Annotated in this window: 22 protein-coding genes; 20 read left to right on the top strand and 2 right to left on the bottom strand. The window is 35.8% G+C overall.

All coding sequences use genetic code 11. From position 1 onward, the window contains the following. The first annotated feature begins 15 nt into the window (after positions 1-15). The 10 genes from Q0R51_RS01900 to citX all read left to right on the top strand — a co-directional run bounded on the left by Q0R51_RS01900 (position 16) and on the right by citX (position 10194). Complete coding sequence (locus Q0R51_RS01900) at positions 16-1410, top strand: flavocytochrome c (RefSeq protein ID WP_294756293.1); 1395 nt, start codon at positions 16-18, stop codon at positions 1408-1410. 404 nt (positions 1411-1814) lie between these two features. Next, positions 1815-2744 (top strand): L-lactate dehydrogenase, encoded by a 930-nt coding sequence (locus Q0R51_RS01895; RefSeq protein WP_294756292.1) that lies wholly within the window; start codon positions 1815-1817, stop codon positions 2742-2744. Between the two features lie 20 nt (positions 2745-2764). After that, complete coding sequence (locus tag Q0R51_RS01890) at positions 2765-3475, top strand: RraA family protein (protein WP_294756291.1); 711 nt, start codon at positions 2765-2767, stop codon at positions 3473-3475. Positions 3476-3480: 5 nt separating this feature from the next. Further along, positions 3481-4947: a DASS family sodium-coupled anion symporter gene (locus Q0R51_RS01885; RefSeq protein WP_294756288.1), complete on the top strand. Its 1467-nt coding sequence runs from the start codon at positions 3481-3483 to the stop codon at positions 4945-4947. Continuing rightward, the gene (locus Q0R51_RS01880; protein ID WP_294756287.1) at positions 4948-5742 is read left to right on the top strand and encodes an alpha/beta fold hydrolase; all 795 of its coding nucleotides are present in this window, start codon (positions 4948-4950) and stop codon (positions 5740-5742) included. It abuts the gene before it with no gap. A gap of 20 nt (positions 5743-5762) precedes the next feature. Further along, positions 5763-6818 (top strand): [citrate (pro-3S)-lyase] ligase, encoded by a 1056-nt coding sequence (citC, locus tag Q0R51_RS01875; RefSeq protein WP_294756286.1) that lies wholly within the window; start codon positions 5763-5765, stop codon positions 6816-6818. After that, a complete protein-coding gene (gene citD, locus Q0R51_RS01870; RefSeq protein WP_294756285.1) occupies positions 6808-7104 on the top strand; it encodes a citrate lyase acyl carrier protein in 297 nt (98 codons plus the stop codon). The genes citC and citD overlap by 11 nt, the downstream gene beginning before the upstream one ends. Continuing rightward, positions 7105-8019 (top strand): aldolase/citrate lyase family protein, encoded by a 915-nt coding sequence (locus Q0R51_RS01865; protein ID WP_294756283.1) that lies wholly within the window; start codon positions 7105-7107, stop codon positions 8017-8019. Then, positions 8009-9547 (top strand): citrate lyase subunit alpha, encoded by a 1539-nt coding sequence (citF, locus tag Q0R51_RS01860; RefSeq protein WP_294756282.1) that lies wholly within the window; start codon positions 8009-8011, stop codon positions 9545-9547. The genes Q0R51_RS01865 and citF overlap by 11 nt, the downstream gene beginning before the upstream one ends. An 89-nt stretch (positions 9548-9636) precedes the next feature. Beyond that, complete coding sequence (gene citX, locus Q0R51_RS01855) at positions 9637-10194, top strand: citrate lyase holo-[acyl-carrier protein] synthase (RefSeq protein ID WP_294756281.1); 558 nt, start codon at positions 9637-9639, stop codon at positions 10192-10194. Here citX and Q0R51_RS01850 read toward each other — a convergent pair. Continuing rightward, complete coding sequence (locus Q0R51_RS01850) at positions 10191-11135, bottom strand: sugar-binding transcriptional regulator (protein ID WP_294756279.1); 945 nt, start codon at positions 11133-11135, stop codon at positions 10191-10193. The genes citX and Q0R51_RS01850 overlap by 4 nt on opposite strands. 132 nt (positions 11136-11267) lie before the next feature. Beyond that, positions 11268-11768: a Cys-tRNA(Pro) deacylase gene (ybaK, locus tag Q0R51_RS01845; protein ID WP_046324899.1), complete on the bottom strand. Its 501-nt coding sequence runs from the start codon at positions 11766-11768 to the stop codon at positions 11268-11270. A gap of 63 nt (positions 11769-11831) precedes the next feature. Here ybaK and prmA point away from each other — a divergent pair, with 63 nt between their 5' ends. From prmA to Q0R51_RS01795, 10 genes are all read left to right on the top strand, one after another. After that, positions 11832-12776, top strand: coding sequence for a 50S ribosomal protein L11 methyltransferase (prmA, locus tag Q0R51_RS01840; protein WP_294756275.1), 945 nt, complete (start codon positions 11832-11834; stop codon positions 12774-12776). A 43-nt stretch (positions 12777-12819) separates the two neighbouring features. After that, on the top strand, positions 12820-13173 hold the full coding sequence (locus Q0R51_RS01835) for a hypothetical protein (RefSeq protein WP_194240838.1): 354 nt from the start codon (positions 12820-12822) through the stop codon (positions 13171-13173). 20 nt (positions 13174-13193) lie between these two features. Beyond that, on the top strand, positions 13194-15434 hold the full coding sequence (locus Q0R51_RS01830; RefSeq protein ID WP_294756272.1) for a bifunctional (p)ppGpp synthetase/guanosine-3',5'-bis(diphosphate) 3'-pyrophosphohydrolase: 2241 nt from the start codon (positions 13194-13196) through the stop codon (positions 15432-15434). Beyond that, positions 15434-15871 carry a D-aminoacyl-tRNA deacylase gene (gene dtd, locus Q0R51_RS01825; RefSeq protein ID WP_294756270.1) on the top strand — a complete coding sequence of 146 codons (438 nt, stop codon included), beginning with the start codon at positions 15434-15436 and terminating at the stop codon, positions 15869-15871. Before Q0R51_RS01830 ends, dtd begins: the two co-directional genes overlap by 1 nt. Positions 15872-16141: 270 nt before the next feature. Next, the gene (gene hisS, locus Q0R51_RS01820) at positions 16142-17428 is read left to right on the top strand and encodes a histidine--tRNA ligase (protein ID WP_294756268.1); all 1287 of its coding nucleotides are present in this window, start codon (positions 16142-16144) and stop codon (positions 17426-17428) included. Between the two features lie 2 nt (positions 17429-17430). Beyond that, on the top strand, positions 17431-19281 hold the full coding sequence (gene aspS / locus Q0R51_RS01815) for an aspartate--tRNA ligase (protein ID WP_294756267.1): 1851 nt from the start codon (positions 17431-17433) through the stop codon (positions 19279-19281). A gap of 164 nt (positions 19282-19445) precedes the next feature. Then, complete coding sequence (locus tag Q0R51_RS01810; protein ID WP_294756266.1) at positions 19446-20930, top strand: PRD domain-containing protein; 1485 nt, start codon at positions 19446-19448, stop codon at positions 20928-20930. Beyond that, positions 20890-21354 (top strand): PTS sugar transporter subunit IIA, encoded by a 465-nt coding sequence (locus tag Q0R51_RS01805; protein WP_174795454.1) that lies wholly within the window; start codon positions 20890-20892, stop codon positions 21352-21354. Before Q0R51_RS01810 ends, Q0R51_RS01805 begins: the two co-directional genes overlap by 41 nt. A gap of 78 nt (positions 21355-21432) precedes the next feature. Continuing rightward, a complete protein-coding gene (locus tag Q0R51_RS01800; protein ID WP_110446131.1) occupies positions 21433-22377 on the top strand; it encodes a ketose-bisphosphate aldolase in 945 nt (314 codons plus the stop codon). A gap of 18 nt (positions 22378-22395) precedes the next feature. Continuing rightward, positions 22396-22848: a PTS sugar transporter subunit IIA gene (locus Q0R51_RS01795; protein ID WP_174795453.1), complete on the top strand. Its 453-nt coding sequence runs from the start codon at positions 22396-22398 to the stop codon at positions 22846-22848. The last annotated feature ends 17 nt before the right edge of the window (positions 22849-22865 follow it).

Raw genomic sequence — 22865 nt, 5'->3', positions numbered from 1 at the left:
GTAGAGGAGAAATCAATGGGTAAATTTGTTTTTACGCCTAATAAGGCTTCTGAAATACAAGAAAGTTACGATGCAATTATAATCGGTGCAGGTGGTGCCGGCTTAACTGCAGCGATTCAGGCTCATGAATTAGGACTGAAGGTTGCTATCTTTGAAAAGAATTCTGATTTAGGTGGGAACACAAACAGAGCTTCTTCTGGAATGAATGCTTCTGAAAGTCTTGTTCAAATAAAACAGGGAATTATAGACGATAAAGAAGACTTTTACCGTGAAACTCTTAAAGGTGGAGGAATGATGAATGATCGTGAACTTCTACGCTACTTTGTCGATCATTCTGCTCTTGCAATAGATTGGCTAATGGATCACGGTATAGAGCTAACTAATTTAACTATTACTGGTGGGATGAGCAAGAAGAGAGCTCACCGTCCTGCTTCAATGGCACCAGTCGGCAATTATTTAGTAACTGGGGCTTTAAAGCAAATACAAGAAGATAAAATACCAGTTTTTAATAATGCAAAAGTAACTAAGCTTTTACAAGATTATAAACAACAAGTAACAGGTGTCCAGGTTGATACTCCTGAAGGACAAGTAAAAGTAAATGCAAACGCTGTGCTACTGGCTTCAGGTGGCTTTGGCTCATCTAAAGAATTAATCAAAAAATACCGTCCTGACCTGGTAAATTATCAGACTACGAATCAGCCTGGGGCTACTGGTGATGGTTTAAAGCTTGCTAGTCAAATTGATGCACAACTAGAGCAAATGGACTTTATTCAAGTGCACCCAACTGCACAAACTGATACTGATCACGTCTACTTGATAGGAGAAGGATTAAGAGGAGAAGGGGCTATCCTCGTTAACAAATCTGGTAAAAGATTCGTCAACGAGTTAAGTACTCGTAAAATTGTTTCTGACGCCATTAGCAACTTAAATGAAAACGGTGCTTTTTTGGTGTTCGATCAAGTTGTTAGAAATAACTTTACTGCTGTTGAATTTTATGATCACGTAGGATTGGTTAGTCACGGAGAAACAATTTCTGATCTAGCTCAAAATATTGGTGTCACAGCTTCGAACTTGAATGAAACTATTACTAATTGGAATGAGTCTGTCACCAATAAAACAGATAAAGAATTTGGCAGAACAACAGGAATGGAGCATCAAATTGCGCAGGGACCATTCTTTGCAATTCATATTAACCCGGCTATCCACTATACTATGGGCGGTATCCATATCAATCCCAAAACCGAAGTTTATGATACAGACGGTAACATTATTAAAGGCCTCTATGCTGCGGGAGAAGTTTCAGGCGGGTTACACGGAAATAACCGAATTGGTGGCAACTCGATTGCTGAAACTGTCATTTTTGGCAGGCAAGCAGGAATACAAATGAGCAAATTTGTCAAAAACCAATAACTATAATTTAACTAAATTAGCGCTTAAAAAATAATTGGCAGTCATTGGCAATATTGTTAGGTATTTTGTCAAACTCCACGTTTTGGCAGTCGTGGTTTTGCCAATGATTTGTCTACTGTTTTTTATTTTACATAAGCAAAATTATGTTTAGCAATTTTCAAGCTCTTTGTCGTCTAGCAGCGACGAAGGGCTTTTTTATTTTAGGTTTTTAGGTAAACGGGTATGCCAAAAATACTAATTTTTACCTTATTAACAAACTGAATTTTAAATATGTAAGACTGTTTTTATTTTTAAAAAATTAAAAAATAAATTATTTATTTTAAATATTGCAAATAACAGAAATAAAATTTATAATGTGGATGTAAAGGATTACATTTTTAAAAAATTCGAAAGGAAATGACTTAATGAATAAGAAAGTATTATTGGTTGGAGACGGAGCTGTAGGTTCAACTTTTGCAAATGACTTGTTGCAACATACTAGTGTTGACGAGCTGGTAATCTGTGATGTGGTCAAGAATCGTCCGGTGGGAGATTCAATGGATTTGGAAGATATACTGCCTTTTACAAGCGAGTGTAATATTCATTCTGGTGAATACTCTGATGCAAAAGATGCTGCTGTGGTGGTAATTACAGCAGGTGTTCCCCGCAAGCCAGGAGAAAGTCGGCTTGATCTTGTGAATAAAAATGTTAGCATCTTGAAAAGTATCATTCAACCAGTAGTCGAATCGGGCTTTGATGGTATTTTCTTAGTTTCTGCTAATCCAGTTGATATATTGACAACTTTAACCCAAAAACTATCTGGCTTTCCGAAAAACAAAGTAATTGGGACAGGTACATCACTAGATACTGCTCGTTTAAAGGTTGATTTAGCCAGAAGATTAAATGTTCCGGTGGCTGGGGTTAATTCCATGGTTTTAGGTGAACATGGTGATACTTCATTTGAAAACTTTGATGAGTCAACTGTGGGCGGTAAGCCACTAACAGAATTTGCTCATATTGATGATAATATTTTGAACCAAGTTGAACTGAATATTCGTCAAAAAGGTGGAAAAATAATTGAAAATAAAGGTGCAACTTTTTATGGCATTGCGATGATGTTAACGCAAATTGTTACCGCAATATTGACTAACCGTTCAATTGCTTTGCCTTTATCTGCACCAATTAATGGTGAGTATGGCATTAAAAGCGAACTTTATTTAGGCACACCTGCAGTAGTTGACGGGTCTGGAATCAGCCAGGTGATTGAGACTGAACTTTCAGAGTCTGAAAAGGCAAAAATGGTGGAATCGGCTACCAAAATGCAAGAAGTACTAAATAATATTGCTTTAGATTAATTAAAAAGAAGGCATGAATAATGCAGGTTGGTAAGAGAATTTTTTTACAAAGAAAGCTTCCCGCAAAAGAAGTAGTTTCTGCATATAAAAAGCTGCCCTCATCAAATGTGGCTGACTGTATGAATAGAACAGGTGCAATGTCGCCCAGAATCAGGCTGATGTCACACCCACATGAAGAAATGTGTGGTCCAGCTTTTACAGTTCATAACCGCCCAGGTGATAATTTAACTATTTATGCAGCTTTAAAATATTGCCAAGAGGGTGATGTGGTGGTCATCGATAATGAAAATGATAATACCAGGGCAGTTATTGGTGAAGTAATGATGACATGGCTACGGGATCAAAGACATGTAGCTGGTGTAGTAGTTGATGGGCCAATAAGAGACATTGATAGTTTAAGCAACTGGGATTTGCCTATTTATGCTGTAAGTACCACTCCAGATGGCCCTTATAAAGAAGGACCAGGAGAAATTAATGTACCGGTTTCTTGTGGTAACCTAAGTGTTAACCCAGGTGACGTCATTTTAGGTGACGCTGACGGTGTTATCAAAATTGCTCTGGAAGAAGCAACGGAGTTATTGCCGATTGTTCAGAATTTTCATGAAAAGGATGAGGCAAAAGCAGCCAGTTTTCATGATGGTTCAGGAAATATAGATTGGCTTGATGATGAATTAAAGAATAAGAATTATGAAATTATCGACGATTTTTATCGCCCGGAAAATTATAGGTAATTACTATGAAAACACTTGAAAAAGTTAATTATAAGGGCTTTATTTTACCTTTACTGATTGGCGTTATCCTTTGGTGCATCACACCTCTGCGTCCAGCTGGCTTGTCTGCTCCAGCATGGGAGATGTTTGCCATTTTTGTAGCAACTATTGTTGGCTGCATCACAAAGCCTTTGCCAATAGGTGGTACCACTTTGATCGGACTGATAGTGACGGTTTTAGTTGGTTTGGCTCCAATCAAAGATGTTGTAGATCCCAAAACTGGTAAAGTAACTTCTGGCATTCTCAGCGCCTTTAGTAATTCTGCTTCTTGGCTAATTGCTATGGCTTTTATCATGGCATATGGTATTAGCAAAACCGGTTTAGGTAATCGGATTGCGTATTGGATGATTGAAAAATTTGGTAAGAAGTCCATTGGTATCGGCTATGCTATTACCGGTTTGGAATTAGTTTTAGGAGCTTTAATACCATCAAATAGTGCTCGTACAGGTGGTGTAGTTTGGCCGGTGACAGAATCAATCTCTAAAGATTATGATTCTGATCCTAATGATCCTTCAAGAAAGAAAATTGGAGCTTATCTTAGTTTTACAGCCTTCCATGCCAACATTCTGTCAACTGCTCTGTTTATTACAGGTGCTGCTCCTAATATGGTTGCTTCTCAAATGGCGGCACAGAAAAATTATAATATGACCTGGATCAGCTGGTTTACAGCAGCAATAGTTCCTGTTCTAGTTGCAACTATTATTATTCCGGTTGTGATTTATAAAATTTTTCCTCCAGAAATTAAAGAAACTCCCAATGCTAAAAAATGGGCCAGTGACCGTTTAGCAAAAATGGGACCAGTGACAAAGCCTGAAATGATTATGTCAATAGTATTTTTGCTGGCTATTATTTTATGGGTTTTATCCGGAATCTTCAAAATTCCTCAATTAGATTCTACTTTTGTGGCCTTTTTAGCTGTCGGCTTATTGCTATTAACTGGTGTCTTAACTATGAAAGATGCTTTAAACCAAACTGGAGCTTGGAATATTCTAATTTGGCTGTCGATTTTAATATTTATGGCAAGTAAACTTATTTCTTTTGGTTTCATTGACTGGTTTTCTAAGACAATTCAGACTAGTCTTCACGGAATAAGCTGGCAAATAGTATTAGCCGTTTTAGTGATCTTGATGTTTTACACCCACTACTTCTTTGCAAGTGGTACTGCACATATGACAGCATTATACCTGCCATTCTTATCTGTTGCTGTTGCTACAGGTGCTCCATTAGGATTATCAGCTATGCTCTTGGCGTTTACTGGGGCAATTAATGCTTCAACTACTCACTATGCTAACGGACCGGCTTCTATATTAGCTACAACTGGTTACATTAAGCAGAGTGAATGGTGGAAATATAATTTTATTTTAGGAATTCTCTATTTACTGATTTTCGGTGTGATAGGCACTTTATGGATGAAAGTTATTGGAATTTGGTAAATGCTTAAGGCAAACAATTTTATCACTAATGATGGTATTCGAATAACTTATTACGATACATTAAAAAGCGGTCAACCTCTTTTAGCGGTTCCTGGCATAGGTAGTTCCGCAGCATTATGGCAAGAAGCTGTAAGGCTTTTTACAGAGGATTACCGCATTATCATAATTGACCCTCGAAATCAGGGACGTTCTCAAAGAACATTTAAGGGGCAACGCATTAGTCGCCATGCAGCTGATTTAGCTGAGCTCATTAGCAGATTAGATTTAAACAATATTATTGCTGTTGGCAATTCCATGGGAGCCGCAAATATTTGGGCTTATGTTTCACTATTTGGCTCCCAGAGATTGCAGGCAATTGTTGACTTAGATCAACCTCCAAAAATGATTCAAGACTGCACTTGGCACTATGGGTTTAAAGATTTAACTTGGAAAAATTATCCGGATTATTTAAAGGCAGATCAGGGCAATGGTATTTATGCTCATATCAATGATGAGATGTTTAAAAAGGCCAAAATTGAAGCCCAAAAATATCCGTATAATGCTGAAGAAAATTATCTTTGTCGAATAGATCATGCTGAGCAGGATTGGCGGGACGTTTTAGTTAGCTTAAAAGTTCCTATGCTCGTTTTAGCAGGACAAAATTCACCCTTTTTTGATTATCATTTTGCCTATGCTACAAGAGAATTGAATCCTAAAATTGACACAGGAATAATAGCAAATTGTGGTCACTTAATTCAGGCGGAACAGCCTCTGAAAATGTATCAAGAAGTCATGAAATTTTTGCAAGAATTTTAGCTAAAGTGAGAACCAAATAAATGGATAAAACAATAGAGCTCAATTTAAATTTTCCAGACACAAAAACAAGATGGGAAAATTTCTTAATTAATCAGGGAATTACAGATTTCAGCTCCCGCGAAGTTGACGTTCTTGATCATACTATTGGTTTAATAGATGAAGATGGCCATTTGGTTGGAACTGGTAGTATCGCGGGCAAAGTTCTTAAATACATAGCAGTGTCAAATGATGAAGCTGTTCACGGGGCACGCTTTAATCAAATAGTGTCGGCTTTGCAAGAATACCTTTTTAGTCAGAAAATTTATCATTCATTCGTATTCACCAAGGCAAAATATTCGTCTAGTTTCGGCCATTTAGGCTTTAATGAGTTGGCTCATACTGATACTGCGGCTTTTTTAGAAAGTGGAACACCAAGTATTCAAGACTTTTTAACAAAAATGCCTAGAATTAAGAACCAAAATCAAAAAGAAGTTGCGGCAATTGTAATGAATGCTAATCCATTTACTTTGGGCCACCAAAAGTTAGTAAAACTAGCAAGTAGTGAAAATGATTTGGTGTATGTTTTTGTAGTGGCTACTGATGCTTCTTTATTTAAAACAGCTGAAAGAATGGATTTAGTAAAAAAAGGAACTGCCAACTTTAAAAACGTGGTGGTAGTCAGTGGTGGAGATTACCAAGTTTCACGCTCGACATTTCCGGCTTATTTTTTAAAGTCACCTGATGAACTAATTACAACACAAACAGAGATTGACGCTTTAATTTTTAAAAATATTATTGCACCAAAATTGACAATTAAGAAACGTTATCTGGGTACTGAGCCATTTTCAAGGACGACTAATTTCTATAATCAAAGTTTACAAAAAATACTTAGTCCCAGTATTGCTGTTAAAATCGTGCAACGTTTTCGTGATAACGAAAAAATAATTACGGCAACTAGTGTGCGCCAATTGATCAAAAATAGTGAATTAAAAGATATTTCCACTCTAGTTCCGCCAACTACAATGAATTTTATAAATGAGAATTATCAAATTTTACAAGAAAGAATCAAGAAAGGAATGAACATTGATGGAAATTAAAACTGTTGGAGTAGCAGGAACATTAGAATCTTCGGATATTCAGATAATGATTTCTGCTGGTCAAAATGGGATTGAAGTTGATCTGGATTCAGAGGTAGCTAAATCATACGGTGATCAGATCAAAAAGGTAATAACTGAAACCCTAAATAAATTTGGTATTACTAACGCAAAAGTTAAGGCTACTGACAAAGGAGCTCTTGACTGCGTGATTGCTGCAAGAGCATTAGCGGCTGCGCAAAGAGCAACTGAAACTACTGATCAGCCAAGATTGGAGGTATTGCAATAAATGACTTATGTTAAAAATCGTTTGCGTCGAACAATGATGTTTGTACCAGGTAATAATCCTGCAATGGTTAAAGACGCTGGCATTTATGGAGCTGACTCTATTATGCTGGATTTAGAGGATGCAGTTTCGTTAACTGAAAAAGACGCAGCCAGAATGTTAGTATTTAATGCTATTAAAACAGTTGATTTTGGTGGCGCTGAAATAGTCGTTAGAATTAACGGTCAAGACACTCCTTTTTATGACGAAGACGTCAAAGCCATGGTTCGCGCTGGAGTAGATGTTATTCGTCTTCCTAAAACTGAATCGGCCGCTATGATTAAAAAATTAGTGGCGGATATGGAAAAAGCGGAAGAAGAATACGGTATTCAAAAAGGCTCTATTGGTGTTATGGCAGCGATTGAGAGTGCAAAAGGTGTTCTTAATGCTCCTGAAATTGCAACAGCAACCCCATTAATGATGGGCTTAGCCGTTTCTGGTGAAGACTATACTGCAGATATGCACACACACCGTTATCCGGATGGACGTGAGTTAGAATTTGCCCGCAACATGGTATTGCAAGCTGCTAGAGCAGCCGATGTTTATGCTTTTGATACTGTGTTTTCTAATATGAATGATACAGAAGGATTTTACCGTGAAACCAAATATATCTATGAACTAGGTTATGATGGTAAGTCTTTAGTTAATCCAAGACAAATACCTATGGTTAACAAGGTATTTAACCCTACCAAGGAAGAAATTGAAAATGCTCTTTCTGTCCAAAATGCTATTCAAGAAGCAAAGGCAAAAGGCTCAGGCGTTATCTCAATGAACGGTAAAATGGTCGACAAACCGGTTGTTGAGAAGGCTAACCGTGTTATTGCAACAGCTAAAGCATCGAATTTAATTGATGAGGAGGGTAATTACATTGAAGAATAAAGTAAAACGCAATTTGCCTGATGATTTGATGACAAAAATGAATCTTAAACCATTTGCATCTGTGGAAATAGGTAACCCTGAAGTGAAAAGAGTGGCTCCTAAGGTGCAAGTTACTACGGGAGAATCAAAAGTGGTTGATTCTTTAGCAGATGTTATTAAGAAAACTTTAAAAGATGGTATGACTATTTCTTTCCACCATCATTTTAGAAATGGTGATTTTGCTTTTAATAAAGTAATGAATCTAATTATTAAAATGGGTTATCAAAACTTAACATTAGCTCCATCTTCCTTAACCGGTGTTATGAATGACACGGTGATTGAAGCAATAAAAAAGGGTGTTATCACAAATATTACTTCATCGGGAATGAGGGGCAGCTTGGGAGATTTTGTTTCCCATGGTGGTTTGAAAAACCCAGTGATTTTCCGTTCTCATGGCAATAGAGCTCGTTCTATTGAAGAAGGAGAAATCAAAATTGACGTGGCATTTTTAGGTGTTCCAAATGCTGACCCAGCTGGTAATGCCAATGGTCAAGAAGGGGATGCAGTTTTTGGATCTCTGGGCTATGCTTTGATTGATGCACAATATGCTGATAAAGTAGTTTTGCTGACTGACAATATAGTTGATTATCCAAATACGCCTGCCTCAATTAAACAAACTCAAGTCGATTATGTTGTGAAGGTTGATCAAATTGGTGATGCTGATAAGATTGGTTCAGGAGCGACTCGTTTTACCAAAGATCCTAAAGAACTGAAAATTGCACAAACTGTTAATAAGGTGATAACAAATTCACCATATTATAAACAAGGATTTTCTTTCCAAACTGGATCCGGTGGTGCTGCATTGGCAGTGACCAGATACTTAAGAGAATCTATGCTAAAGGATGGGATTAAGGCATCATTCGCGCTAGGCGGTATAACAAAGCCTACGACTGATCTACTTGAAGAAGGCCTGGTCAAGAAAATTATGGATGTTCAGGACTTTGACAAGGGTGCTGCAGCTTCAATGGCTCAGAATAAAGACCAACAGGAAATTGATGCCTCCTGGTATGCTGATCCTCATAATAAGGGTGCCGTAGTAAATAACTTAGATGTGGCCATTCTCTCAGCTTTGCAAATCGATACCAATTTTAATGTTAACGTAATGACAGGTTCCGATGGCGTTATTCGTGGCGCTATTGGTGGTCACCAGGATGCTGCTGCAGCAAAAATGACTATTATCACCGCTCCGTTAGTACGTGGACGCAACGCTACAGTAGTCCCAGAGGTAGAAACAGTCGTTACACCAGGAGATTCAATTGATGTTTTAGTGACTGAAAGAGGAATTGCAATTAATCCTCGCCGTAAAGACTTAATAGCTGCCTTTGCTAAGGTTCCTGAACTCAATATTGTTGATATCAAAGAACTGCAAGAAATGGCACAAAAACAGGTTGGAACACCAAAGCCATTAGAATATACTGATCGTGTTGTTGCTTTAATTCAGTATCGGGATGGTACTATTATTGATACAATTAAGCAAGTAAAAGATTAACTAATTATTTTGCTAAAGTGTGAGAATGAGGGTAAGACTTGTTCTCACACTTTTTAGTTCTAATATAAAAAGAGAAAGAAGATGATAAAATGGTAAAAACAATATTTACTGAAGGAGAACCACAGAGTATTACAGAGGTATTAGCTAATAAGGATGAAAGGGTAGAGTTGCAACAAACAATATTTCACAAGTTTCCTGAATGTACGCTGCTGGATGTTAAATTAAACATTCCCGGCCCTATTAAAAACAATCGCTATTTAAAAGAAATTTTTGCTTCAGGTATTCTAAATTTAGAAGAAATTTTGCAAAATAACCAGTTACCTTTTACTTTGTATGAACATTGGGAGAGAGCAGCAGGTTCAGAAAACTTTTATCTCGTTAATGCTGATTATCGTTTAGTTAAAAAAAGGGCAGTTGAATTTGAAAATAAACAAAAAATTAATCGGCTATTTGATGCCGATGTATTAATTAAAAAGCAAAAACAGGCAATATCCCGCAAAGATCTGGACTTGCCTGTTCGCAAATGCTTTTTATGTTCAAAACCCGCTAAAGAATGCGCTCGCTCAAGAACACATTCAGTGGCAGATCTGCAAAATTATATTACAAGCTTATATAATGAAGAGTTCTGTAAAAAATCCGCAAATTAAAGTGCCTCATTTTTGCGTAAAACTCTTTCAGCTATACCCGAAGTGGTAATTAAATGCGTTATTATGCCAGATCTAAGAGCCCCCAAAAGTGCATCTTCCTTAAACCTGTTTTTAACAATTACAAACCGATCAGGAACTGCAAAAATGTCGGAAAGACTGATGCCAGATATATGAGGCTCAATTGGACTATAAAAACGACCTTTAATATCATAAGGTCTGCCAAAAATAATTCCTGCTAACTGATTTTTTTCAATTCCAGTAAACAGTTTATCAGCGTAATAATCCATAAAAAATTGTCCTGATTCCAGTGATTGCATGGTACCAATACTTGCAAATACCAGATCAAGGTGTGAAAAATATTTTTCAATATATTGATAATAAGGTTCTTGCTGAATTTTTTTGATAAGTCTCGGATCAATTGCATAAAGAGGTGCGGGGAAGGTTAAACTTTTTGCATTAAATTTGTCAGCAGCATGCTGAATAAGCGGCTGCTTGCGTTTACTAGAATTTACCACTTGACCTAATAGTTGAATAAATGTCAGGTCAGCGCGAGTTTCGGCTGAAAAATCATCAATAATGTCTCTTAAAAGTGTCCCCCAAGTTAATCCCACGACGTGAGCAGAATTAATATAGTTTTGAATTTGTTTGGCGGCAAAATTGACAATCATTTCATTGTCTTGATTTTTAGTTTCTTTATCTTCTAAGATATAAACTTCCTTCAGATCGAAAAGTTTTTGAAACTCCCGTTCAAGATTTTGCGCTCTTTTGGGACTTTGATAAATACTAATTTTTACAATACCCTTGTCTTCCGCTTCGTCTATTGCTTTTGCAATAAGATAACGAGAAAGATTGTATTTCTTAGAAATTTCAGCAATATTTAACTTACTTAAAAAATAGTCATGTGCAATATTTGCAATTTGCTCATCTGTTAACAATGTCATTTGGTTATTCCTATTCTTCATACTCTACATTTATTTTAATTATATTAGAAAAAGCGCTTTAATACTATAACCTAAACAACTTTTTAAAATAAAATATTTTTCAGAATATCAGAAAAATATATTTATTTTTTCTTACTCTAATAAATCGCAAAACTTCGCATGTGTAATTTTTTGCAAATCTTGTGGTTTTAAAAAGACGCTGCGGCCAATTTTACCACTTGAAACTGCTATCTCGCTTTCTTTAGACATGCTTTTATCAAGAAAAATAGGAAAATGATGTTTGAAATAAATACCAATAGGCGTGTTGGCACCGTGAGCATAACCTGTAGTTTTTTCCAAATCTTTTAAAGGTAACATTTCACATTTTTTGTTCCCAGAATTTTGCGCTAATTTTTTCATGCTTAAATGTTCTGTTACTGGTACAACCCCTACCAGAACTTTAGTATTATTTCCAGAACAAACGAGAGTTTTATAGACCAAATGTTCTTTCTCGTTTAAAATGGATGTATCCATTTGTGCTACACCACCAGAATCCTCGTGGGTGGCAAACTCTGCTTGACGATATGGAATCTTATTCTTGTCTAAAATTTTTTCGACAAGTGTTTTTTCAATATTATTTTTCTTTTTTGACATATTGATCACCCTTTTCATGATAGCATTACAAAAAGGGAAAATAAAAAGGAAGTTTAAAAAACAATGAAATTATTGATTATTAAAATTGAAACCAGTCACGAAGTTGAAGATGCCTTAAACATATTTAGTAATGATGTCTTGCATTGTTTGGGTACTGAGACCCGAAAACGGTCTGACTTTGAACATGCTGGCTGGAAATCTGACTCAACAATGATTAAGCTTGATAAAATAAATGATTTACCAGAAGATTTACAGTTTTTAGCTTATTTTGATAGTGATCAAGATAAGGAGAAATTAATTGAAGAATACAAGCAAAAGTTATCTGAATTAAAAAGCTATGGTTTAAAAATAGGTAAAGCAGAAATAAGTACATCCTACATTAAAGATGAGGACTGGAATACTGTTTGGCAAAAGTTTTATCATCCAATTGATTTTTCCCGCCATTTGGCAATAGTACCTGAATGGGAAGAATATCAGCCGGCTTTTAAAGATCAAAAGTTAATAAAATTAGATCCTGGTTTGGCTTTTGGCACTGGCTCGCATGAGACAACGCAGTTAGCCCTAATTGGACTTGAGCAAACTCTTATAAGACCCAAAAGAGTTTGTGATGTTGGCACTGGTTCAGGAATCTTAGCTATTGCTTCCTCTTTTTTGGGAGCCAGTTCTGTTCTGGCAACTGATATTTCAGACGAAGCAATTACTGCTGCTAATGAAAATATTTCTTTGAACGATTTAACTAATATTAAACTTAAAAAAACCAGCTTATTAGACAATGTTCAGGGTAAATATGATATTATAGTTGCTAATATTTTAGCTGAAATACTCCTTGATTTGATTCCGCAGTTAAATAAGCATCTCTATGAGGGTGGACAGGTCATTTTTTCAGGAATAGATTGTTCTCAGGCTGCCAAAATAAAGAAAGCTTTAAGCGAAAATGGCTTCCAGGTTGTCCTATCAATGCAAAGTGGCCGCTGGATAGGATTAATTATTGAAAGAAAAGATAACTAAAATGAGTTATAATAGATAATTAAATTAGTAAGGAACTAGCAAGTTGATTGACAAAATAAAAAATATACCTGTAATTAAGAAGTTAAATAGTTATGAGGTGACACCAGTCATTTACTGGAGCGTTTTAGTCATGATCCTGCCGTTATTATTTAGTCTTTTTTCAATAGGGACTATTTGGCGTGTAAGTTTATTATTTATATTAGCTAACAGCTTTATCAGTTACCATGTTGGTAAACTAATTAAAAAACGTAATCTCAAACATTATTGGCTGTTATTAATGCCTGGGTGTTTTTGTTTAATCGTTTTAATTAAATATGCCAATTACAACTTTCTGTTTGGGTTAATCTACCTCATTTTAGAAATTTTTGGCGTAATGGATAATCAAATTTATGCATAGTATTAGAAGGGTCGATTTATATGTCAAAGTACATTGAAATGACACATGAGCAGGTGATAGATACCTGTAAAAAATATATGAATGATGATCAAATTGCATTTGTCGAAAAAGCTTATGAATTTGCTGCAAACGCGCATAAAGAACAAAAAAGAGCTTCAGGACAACCCTATATTGTTCATCCTACTCAGGTTGCCGGTACACTTGCTAATTTGAGTCTTGACCCTGACACTGTCGCTGCAGGCTTTTTGCATGACACTGTAGAAGATACGCCAGTTACAAATGATGATATAAAAGAAAAATTTGGCAAAGATGTTGCCTTTATTGTTGATGGTGTTACTAAACTAAATAAATACCAGTATAAATCACACCAGGAATTTTTAGCTGAAAACCACAGGAAAATGCTAATAGCAATGGCTAAAGATATCCGGGTAATTATGGTTAAACTGGCTGATAGACTTCATAATATGCATACTTTAGAGCATCTGCGTCCCGATAAACAACGCAGAATTGCTTCAGAAACAATGGATATTTATGCACCTTTAGCAGATCGTCTGGGTATTGGAACAGTTAAATGGGAACTTGAAGATATGAGTTTTCATTATTTGAATCCTAAAGCTTATTATCGCATTGTCAATTTAATGAGCCTTAAGCGTAGTCAAAGAGAAAAATATATTCAAGATGCCATCAAGACACTTAAGGAAAGCCTGGACAGTCTGGGAATTAAATATGAGATATATGGCAGACCTAAGCACATCTATTCTATTTATAAAAAGATGGTTAACAAACATAAGGATTTTAATGAAATCTATGATTTGTTAGCTGTACGGGTTATCGTTAAAACGGTTAAGGACTGTTATGCAGTGCTAGGAGCTGTTCATACGAAATGGAAACCAATGCCTGGCCGTTTCAAAGACTATATTGCTGTTCCCAAGGTAAATGGCTACCAGTCTCTTCATACGACTATTATTGGTCCTGGCGGCCGCCCACTTGAGATACAAATTAGAACTGAACAAATGCATGAAATTGCCGAATATGGTGTTGCCGCACACTGGGCTTATAAAAGAGGTAATTTTAAGGGTGTAGAACAGACCAGTTCAAATGAAAAATTGGATATGGTGCGCGAAATTTTAGAATTAAAAGACGAAACTCAGGATGCTGATGAATTTATGAAAAGCGTTAAGAGTGAAATTTTTTCTGATCGCGTTTATGTTTTTACTCCCAAAGGTGAAGTTTATGAATTGCCAAAAGGGTCAGTAACCTTGGACTTTGCTTATGAAATTCATACTCAGGTTGGCAGTCATGCTGTTGGAGCTAAAGTTAACGGTAAATTGGTACCTTTAGACTATAAGCTCAAAAACGGCGATGTCATTGAAATTATGACACAATCAAATGCGACGCCATCTCGTGATTGGGTTGATTTGGTTAAGACTTCCCGTGCTCGCAATAAAATTAGGCGGTATTTTAGAAACCTTGACCGGGACCACAGCATCGAGCAGGGTCAGCAAATGGTTGCTGATAAATTGCGTGATCAGGGACTTTCACCAAAAGAATTCATGTCTAAAGATCATATCGAGCCACTTTTGGACCAAATTAATTATCATACTGCTGACGAGATGTATGCCTCAATCGGCTTTGGTGATCTTTCCGCCATTGGTGTAGTTAATAGACTGACAGCTGATATACGCCATGAAAACGAGAAAAAGAAGCAAAAGCAGCTAGAAGAAGAAATTCTTAACTCTGGGCAAAAATCTGTCTCGGAAACTACAACCACTAAAAAAGATTCTAAAGCAATGAAAATCAAGCATAAAAATGGTGTCATGATTCAAGGAATTAGTGACTTGATGCTTCATTTAGCTAAGTGTTGTAATCCCGTCCCAGGAGATGAAATTGTTGGTTACGTTACTAAGGGCCGCGGGGTGACTATTCATAGAACAGATTGCCGTAATATCGTTAATAACGATGATAGCCAGGGCAGATTGATTGAAGTTCAATGGGAAAATGTTGAAGAAAACAGTGCTCAAGCATTTAATGCCAATATTGAAGTTTTTGGTTACAATCGCGGAAAGCTGCTTACTGACGTCATTACCAAATTAAATACACTGACACCAAATATTAATAATATTTCAGGTAAAGTAAATGAAGATAACATTGCTCATATTTATGCGACAGTTGCAGTTAATAATTCTGCACAATTAGACGGAATTTTATCAAAATTAAGAGATATTCCTGATGTTTACCAAACAAGGAGGGCTGATAATTAATGCGAGTTGTCGTCCAAAGAGTAAATAATGCCAGTGTCAAAATTGCAGGCAATATGGTTGGCCAAATTAATAAAGGCTTGTTATTGCTGGTTGGCTTAAAAGAAGGCGATGGAGTAGAGCAGATTAAAAAGGCTGCTACTAAGATTGCCAAAATGCGAATTTTTGAAGATGAAAATGGCAAAACCAATTTGGCAATTAAAGATGTTGGCGGACAAATCTTAAGCGTGAGTCAATTTACTTTATTAGCTGACACTAAAAAAGGTAATCGACCAAGTTTTATCAAAGCTATGAAACCACCAAAATCCGCGGAATTATGGGAACAGTTTAATGAAGAGCTCAAAAAGCAGGGCTTAACTGTTGAAACCGGAGAATTTGGTGCAGATATGCAGGTTGATTTACAAAATGATGGTCCTTTTACTATTGTGTTGGATCTGTAAAAATTAGGCTTAACTGCACTACAGGTTGACTTTTTGCCTGGAAAACTATAAGCTAAAAAAGAATTATCAATGACAAAGACTGAAGTATAGTTTTTAATTTCAGAGACCGTCTGTTTTGCTGAGAAGACGGAAAATAAACTAACTGTGACCCCTTTACCAGATAATAAGCGCATCGCGAGCGTTATTCGCAGCAGGTAAAAGGTGGTACCGTGCTAATTCAGAGCGCCCTTGATTTATTCAAGGACGTTTTTTTATTAAAAGGATGATTAAATGAGAGTTCAAAGACCTAAAGGGACAGTTGATATTTTGCCAGACGAATCTGGTTCATGGGAAAAAGTAGAACAAATATTGCGTGATTTTTTTAAACAAGCAAATTACCGGGAAATTCGGACACCGAGTTTTGAAAATTATAGCGTTTTTGCTCGTTCAAGTGGTGAGACATCGGATGTCGTTGAAAAAGAAATGTATGACTTTAATGATAAAGGCGGCAGGCATATTGCTTTAAGGCCCGAGGGAACAGCTGGAGTAGTTAGAGCTTATGTAGAAGATAAACTTTATGCTCCTGAAGTGGTTAAGCCCTTAAATGTCTACTATATCGAGTCCACGTTTCGGTATGAAAGGCCTCAGGCAGGCCGCCAGCGTGAGTTCCATCAAATTGGTATAGAAAGTTTTGGCTCGGATAATCCTTTAGCTGATGTAGAAACAATTGTTTTAGCACATGATTTATTAGCCAAACTGGGTGTCAAAAATTATGAATTGCATATTAATACCTTAGGAAACGCCAAGGTTCGTCAGGATTACCATGATGCTTTAGTCAATTACTTTACACCTTTTAAAGATCAGCTTTCAGATGACTCAAAAAGGCGGTTAGAAAAAAACCCTTTACGTATTTTAGATTCCAAAGATGACCAGGATAAGCAATTTTTACCTGGCGCCCCCCGAATAATTGACTATTTAGATGAGGAATCAAAGGCTAATTTTGATCAGATTTTGGAAATGCTGGACCAACTGGACATTAGTTATGTGATAGATAATGATTTAGTTCGCGGACTTGATTATTATACTGGCGTCATTTTTGAATTTATGGTCGAAGATAAAAGTATTTGGGAATCTGCGTCAACCATTTTAGGTGGTGGTCGTTATGATAACTTAGTTAAGGAATTTGACGGACCAGTTACACCTGCTGTTGGTTTTGGTATCGGAGAAGAACGGTTAATGCTGGTATTACAAAAACAAAACCCAGAATTGTTTGCGGATCAAGGCATTGATTTCTTCATTACTAATATCGGTCAAGAAACACAAATAAAAACTGTTGAAATTGCTCGTTTGTTGCGTAAAAACGGACTAAAGGCGCAATATGATGTTGACCAAAAGAAATTAAAGGCGCAATTTAAAAAGGCTGACAGGGCAAATGCAAAATTTGTTATTACTCTTGGAGCTAAAGAATTATCCGACGGAGTTTTAAACGTTAAGCGCCTTTCTGATGGGCAAACTTTCAAGTTCAGTTTTGATGATCTTGAAAATATGAATGCAATAATGAAACAATTAAAGGAATAAAAATGAAGCAAGTAGAAAAAAGAACTGATTATTGTGGCAATATTACCCCCAAATATCTTAGCCAAGAAGTAAACTTATATGGCTGGGTTCAGCGCGTGCGAAACCTTGGTAACTTGGTATTTATTGATTTGCGCGATCGAGAGGGTTTAGTTCAGGTAGTTGTTAATCATGATTCAGGTCAAGACTTGATGACTACCGCTGACACACTGGGAAATGAATTCGTTATTCAAGTTAAAGGAAAAGTAGTCAAACGCTCCAGTATTAACCCAGATATGAAAACTGGTGAAGTTGAAATTGACGCTAAAGAAATTATTATTTTGAATAAAGCAAAGAACCCACCTTTTGAAATAAAAGATGATGTTGAAGTTGCTGAACAAACCAGATTAAAATATCGCTATTTGGATTTACGCAGACCAAGCCTGCAAAACGCGATTATTTTGCGTTCAAAAATATTGCAAGCCACGCACGAATTTTTTGATCAAAACGGCTTTATCGATATTGAAACACCAATATTAGGAAAATCTTCTCCCGAGGGAGCGCGAGACTATTTAGTTCCTTCCAGGATTTATCCGGGTAGTTTTTATGCATTACCGCAATCTCCTCAACTTTTCAAGCAATTATTGATGGGTGCAGGCTTTGATAAATATTATCAATTGGCAAGATGTTTTAGAGATGAAGATCTGCGCGGTGATAGACAGCCTGAGTTTACGCAAATTGATATGGAAACGTCTTTTACTGATGAGCAACAGGTGCAGGACTATACCGAAGGCCTATTAAAGAAAATTATGAAAGATGTAATGGGCATTGATTTAAAAACACCTATTGCACGTATTTCTTGGACTGATTCAATGAATAAGTATGGCACTGACAAGCCTGATATTCGTTTTGGCATGCTGATTCACGATTTAAGCTCTGTGTTTAAAGATAGTGATTTTAAAGTATTTTCTAGTGCTATTGCTAATGGTGGTTTTGTCAAAGGAATTGCAGTTAGAGGCGGCGCACAAAAATATTCCCGTAAACAAATTGAGAAAAAGCAAGACTATATTAAGCGCTATCATGCAAAAGGTTTGGCTTGGGTTAAATTTGAAGGTGGAGAATTTTCCGGACCTATTTCGCGCTTTTTAACTGCTGAAAATAAATCCGCACTAATTAATGAATTTGAGCTAAAAGGTGGGGAATTAGTAGTATTTATTGCTGATAAATGGAAAGTTTGCTGTGATTCACTTGATCACTTACGTCGTGAATTTGCCAAAGAAACTGATATTATACCTAAGCACGTATTTGATTTTATTTGGGTAGTGGACTGGCCATTATTTGAATACGATGAAGGCTTCGGTAGATGGATTGCTGCACATCATCCATTTACAATGCCGGATGACGAAGGCATCAAGCTTCTTGATACTGAACCGCATAAGGCTCATGCGCGTAGCTACGATATAGTTATGAATGGTGATGAGCTTGGTGGGGGCTCAATACGTATTCACAAACGGTCAATTCAGGAAAAAATGTTTAAGGCTCTCGGTTTTACTAAAAAGCGTGCCTATGAACAATTTGGTTATTTGCTAGAAGCCTTGGACATGGGATTTCCACCTCATGCTGGTCTTGCCATTGGACTTGACCGTTTTGCAATGCTTCTTGCAGAAAAAGACAATATTCGTGATGTACTAGCATTTCCAAAAAACGCTAATGCATCTGAACCAATGATGCATGCTCCCGCACCTGTATCTGATCAGCAATTAAGTGATTTGGGCATAGTTGTCGAAGATAAGTATCATGATGATGTTGCAAAGATTGAAGCTAACTTAAGAGCACAGGCTGAAAAAGACGCCGCTCAAAATACTACTTGGGATTAGCAGATTTAAATATATTTTTAATTAGAGCACAAGAACTGTGAAGAAATTTTCACAGCTCTTGTGCTTTTTTATTTGTCCTCATTCAATTTTGCTTGAGGACATTTTCTTATGATGTAGCGCTTTCACAGACTTATATAATAAAAAATGTCGGAAGGAGAAAAGGAATGGTTAAAGATTTGAATCAGTCCATAATCAACTATTTAAAAGTAAATCATGGTTTCAATTCTTCGGCTAAAATTTCACAAGAGTTACACGTCTCACGTAAAACAATAATTAGGAGGATCGATCAGCTAAATAAAAATTTCCCAGAAAAAATAATTGTATCAAAACGAAGTCAAGGATTTGAGTTAGTCTATCAAAATTATTTAAAGTATGATCACAGGAATTCAACTACATTTTCACAAATTAATGAACGTCAAGAAAATATTTTAACCAGACTTTTGATTGCGTCTCCTAAAGCGATTTCAATAACGGATATTATTAATAGTATATATGTTAGTGAAGCGGTAATTCAAAATGATGAAAAAATAATTGCTGCGAAGATTAGAAAATGGAATTTGTCATTAGTCCGCAAACAACGCTTTTTAAGCATCAAAGGTACCGAAAAAAATATTAGAAATGCCATTATTGAAGTCGTTTTACATGTTAACAACACAACAGAAATTAGTAGTTTACGTAATAGCATTGGAAAATATGACGATCAAGATTTTGACTTTGCATTAGAGCAATTGAAACTTGCCGTGAAGTCTTTAAACAATAATCTTCCATATCCCTATAATATTAATTTTTTTACGCATATTTATATTCTTTTAAACAGAGCCAGAACCTATAAGTCAGTAAATTATTCAGTTGAATCAAAATCAAGCATAAAAAGAAAATCGCAGGAAAATCCGGAAATTTTTAAGATATGTCATAAAATTATTCAAAATATCGAAAACTATTTAAATGTACGGCCTCTGACATTAGAGGTAGAAACATACTATCTATTCGAGTACCTGATTTCATCTCGATTAGGTGATAAAAAAAGTGAAATAACATCCGATGATCATAGATTAGCGGAGCAAGTTTCTGAAAAATACATTACTTCAGTTTCACATTTTTTAAAAACCAATTTTAGCAGATACATATTGAATGATATTAAAAATCATATTTTTTCAATGATTATTCGCTTGAAAATGCAAGTTTCATTACCAAATGCTTTATTAAATGATATTAAATTGGAATACAAGCCAGTCTTTGAGGCTACTAAATTAGCTTCTGAACAAGTAAGTCATCAATTTCATTTACCAACGATTTCTGATAATGAAACAGGCTTTATATGTCTTTACTTTGTTAAGTATTTGGAAGCTCAACCAGAAAGAAATAAGAAGGTACGTGTTTACATTATTTGTACTACAGGCATTGGCACATCAGAAATAATCTCGACCAAAATAAGAAAATTAATGCCAGAGTTAAAAGTTATCGGACTAGGTTCCAGCTTTGAGATAAAAGACATATTAAAAAAGTATAAAAATATTGATCTAATAATAAGTACAGTACCAATAACGATCAAGACCAATATACCTGTTGAATTGGTCAGTGCTTTTCTAACAAAAGAAGATGAAAAAAATGTCAGACAAGCAGTTCTCAGAATACAAAAGCAACAATGACTTTTTTATAAAAATGAATATTCACCAAAAAATAGGGAAAAAAGACCTTTTTTCGCTTATTTCACAAACTGTTGCATTTCAAAAAGGAACATCACAGGTGGGGATTTTGAAAAGTATGCAAACGAGAGAAAACCTCAAAAATACTGCTTTTGGTTATGGCATAGCATTTCCTCACATTATTTTAGAACAGGAGGTAATACCTACTTTAATAATTTGTAAGTTAACAAGAAAAATAGATGAGTGGAAATGTCCGGACAATACGGCTGTAAATATTTGTTTAGTTTTGGTAATCAGCCGGAAATCTAAAAGCAATGATCAGAGAATCAAAAGAATGACTAAAATATTTCGCAAATTTGCGGATAAAAAATTCGTTATCAGAATAAGTCAGTGTCAGACAGCACAAGAAATCGAAAGATATCTATAAAGGAGAAAAACAATGAAAAGTGGACCATAAAAAGTTTGTTTTTCAGAAAATATAATTTATTAATTTTTGGAGGTAAAAATGGTTTTAGTAACAGGAAAAAGATTATTAGATGTAGCTCATAAAAATCACTTCGCAATACCAGCATACAATGCAGGATCAGGACAACTTTTCACAGCAACTCTGGAAAAATGTATTGAAGATCAAACGCCTTTTATAATGGCAATTCATCCAACCGAATTGGCATTTTTGCGTGATAACTTTGTAGGACAAGTTTTACAGGGCATCAGTAAAACTGATTTACCGATCGCTTTGCACTTAGATCATGGTGCTACCTATGAAGACTGCATACACGCTATTCATCTTGGTTTTACCAGTGTTATGATCGATTGTTCTATGAAGCCATATGATGAAAATGTAGCTATTACCAAAAAAGTAGTTGAAGCAGCTCACGCTACTGGAATATCAGTTGAAGCTGAAATTGGAACAATAGCTAATACTGGATATGACGTCAATGGCCATTTGACAAATGATGTGCATTACACCACACCTGAAATGGCAAAGGACTTTGTTGAAAAAACTAATGTTGATTCTTTGGCAATAGCAATAGGCACTGCTCATGGTCTTTATCCAAAAGATGTACAGCCTAAATTAAAGCCAGAAATTGCCAAACAAGTTTCTGAGGCTGTAGATGTACCCCTAGTTTTACATGGAGCTTCAAATAATCCTGATGATAAAATTCAAGAAGCTATTGACAATGGCATTAATAAAATAAATATCTCAAGTGATATCAAAATTGCATTTGCAACCGGTTTGCGGCACCTACTGGACAATAGTGATCCTAACGAAATGCGTGAACCAAAGCTGATGTTTCCTGAAGCAATGATTGAAGAACAAAAAGTAGTGCATCATAAGAATGAACTTTGCAAAGCAGTTAACACAACTCATTTATATTTTGAGCATGAAGAACCGGTTGAAGTACCATACAAAGTAGAAAACTTCCAAACCGAAACATTTAAAGCATAAAAACATTTGGCTTTACATATGGAAAATATTACTTCTGTTTTAGATCCTAAGGTTATAAAGATTGGCCTTAATGCTAAAAATAAGCATGAGGTTATAGTTCAATTAGCGGAACTGCTTAAAAAAGCCAATTATATTGATAAAGTTGATCCTTTTGTCAAAGATATTTACTTACGAGAAAAAGAAGGGCTAACCGGAATTGGTCAAGGCATAGCAATCCCTCATGGAAAAAGTGATGATGTTAAGCATATTGGCGTTGCTATTGGTATTTTGAGCCATGGGATTGAATGGGAATCGTTAGATAATGAAAAAATTAGGATAGTGATTTTATTTGCTGTAAGCAATGATACTAATTCAGCAAAAAATCAATTAAAATTATTGTCAATATTTGCTGGCAGATTAGGACATAAGCAAGTTGTTGACAAATTAAAAAGGGCTCAATCCATTCAGGAAGTGATTGATGCTTTTAAATAATAAAGGAGATGTTGATG

It is taken from the genome of uncultured Lactobacillus sp. (genome assembly GCF_946477725.1).
In the GTDB taxonomy this organism is placed as follows: domain Bacteria; phylum Bacillota; class Bacilli; order Lactobacillales; family Lactobacillaceae; genus Lactobacillus.
Note: the sequence above shows the minus strand (reverse complement) of the source record. Positions and strands in the feature narration are given on the sequence as shown.

Bases quoted from the DNA above. Each gene is read 5' to 3' on its own strand.
- dtd (WP_294756270.1), top strand. From the start codon at position 15,434: ATGCGAGTTGTCGTCCAAAGAGTAAATAATGCCAGTGTCAAAATTGCA.
- aspS (WP_294756267.1), top strand. From the start codon at position 17,431: ATGAAGCAAGTAGAAAAAAGAACTGATTATTGTGGCAATATTACCCCC.
- Q0R51_RS01890 (WP_294756291.1), top strand. From the start codon at position 2,765: ATGCAGGTTGGTAAGAGAATTTTTTTACAAAGAAAGCTTCCCGCAAAA.
- Q0R51_RS01805 (WP_174795454.1), top strand. From the start codon at position 20,890: ATGTCAGACAAGCAGTTCTCAGAATACAAAAGCAACAATGACTTTTTT.
- Q0R51_RS01800 (WP_110446131.1), top strand. From the start codon at position 21,433: ATGGTTTTAGTAACAGGAAAAAGATTATTAGATGTAGCTCATAAAAAT.
- citD (WP_294756285.1), top strand. From the start codon at position 6,808: ATGGAAATTAAAACTGTTGGAGTAGCAGGAACATTAGAATCTTCGGAT.
- Q0R51_RS01900 (WP_294756293.1), top strand. From the start codon at position 16: ATGGGTAAATTTGTTTTTACGCCTAATAAGGCTTCTGAAATACAAGAA.
- Q0R51_RS01810 (WP_294756266.1), top strand. From the start codon at position 19,446: ATGGTTAAAGATTTGAATCAGTCCATAATCAACTATTTAAAAGTAAAT.
- prmA (WP_294756275.1), top strand. From the start codon at position 11,832: ATGAAATTATTGATTATTAAAATTGAAACCAGTCACGAAGTTGAAGAT.
- Q0R51_RS01830 (WP_294756272.1), top strand. From the start codon at position 13,194: ATGTCAAAGTACATTGAAATGACACATGAGCAGGTGATAGATACCTGT.
- Q0R51_RS01885 (WP_294756288.1), top strand. From the start codon at position 3,481: ATGAAAACACTTGAAAAAGTTAATTATAAGGGCTTTATTTTACCTTTA.
- hisS (WP_294756268.1), top strand. From the start codon at position 16,142: ATGAGAGTTCAAAGACCTAAAGGGACAGTTGATATTTTGCCAGACGAA.
- ybaK (WP_046324899.1), bottom strand. From the start codon at position 11,768: ATGTCAAAAAAGAAAAATAATATTGAAAAAACACTTGTCGAAAAAATT.
- Q0R51_RS01880 (WP_294756287.1), top strand. From the start codon at position 4,948: ATGCTTAAGGCAAACAATTTTATCACTAATGATGGTATTCGAATAACT.
- citX (WP_294756281.1), top strand. From the start codon at position 9,637: ATGGTAAAAACAATATTTACTGAAGGAGAACCACAGAGTATTACAGAG.
- Q0R51_RS01865 (WP_294756283.1), top strand. From the start codon at position 7,105: ATGACTTATGTTAAAAATCGTTTGCGTCGAACAATGATGTTTGTACCA.
- Q0R51_RS01850 (WP_294756279.1), bottom strand. From the start codon at position 11,135: ATGACATTGTTAACAGATGAGCAAATTGCAAATATTGCACATGACTAT.
- citC (WP_294756286.1), top strand. From the start codon at position 5,763: ATGGATAAAACAATAGAGCTCAATTTAAATTTTCCAGACACAAAAACA.
- Q0R51_RS01895 (WP_294756292.1), top strand. From the start codon at position 1,815: ATGAATAAGAAAGTATTATTGGTTGGAGACGGAGCTGTAGGTTCAACT.
- Q0R51_RS01795 (WP_174795453.1), top strand. From the start codon at position 22,396: ATGGAAAATATTACTTCTGTTTTAGATCCTAAGGTTATAAAGATTGGC.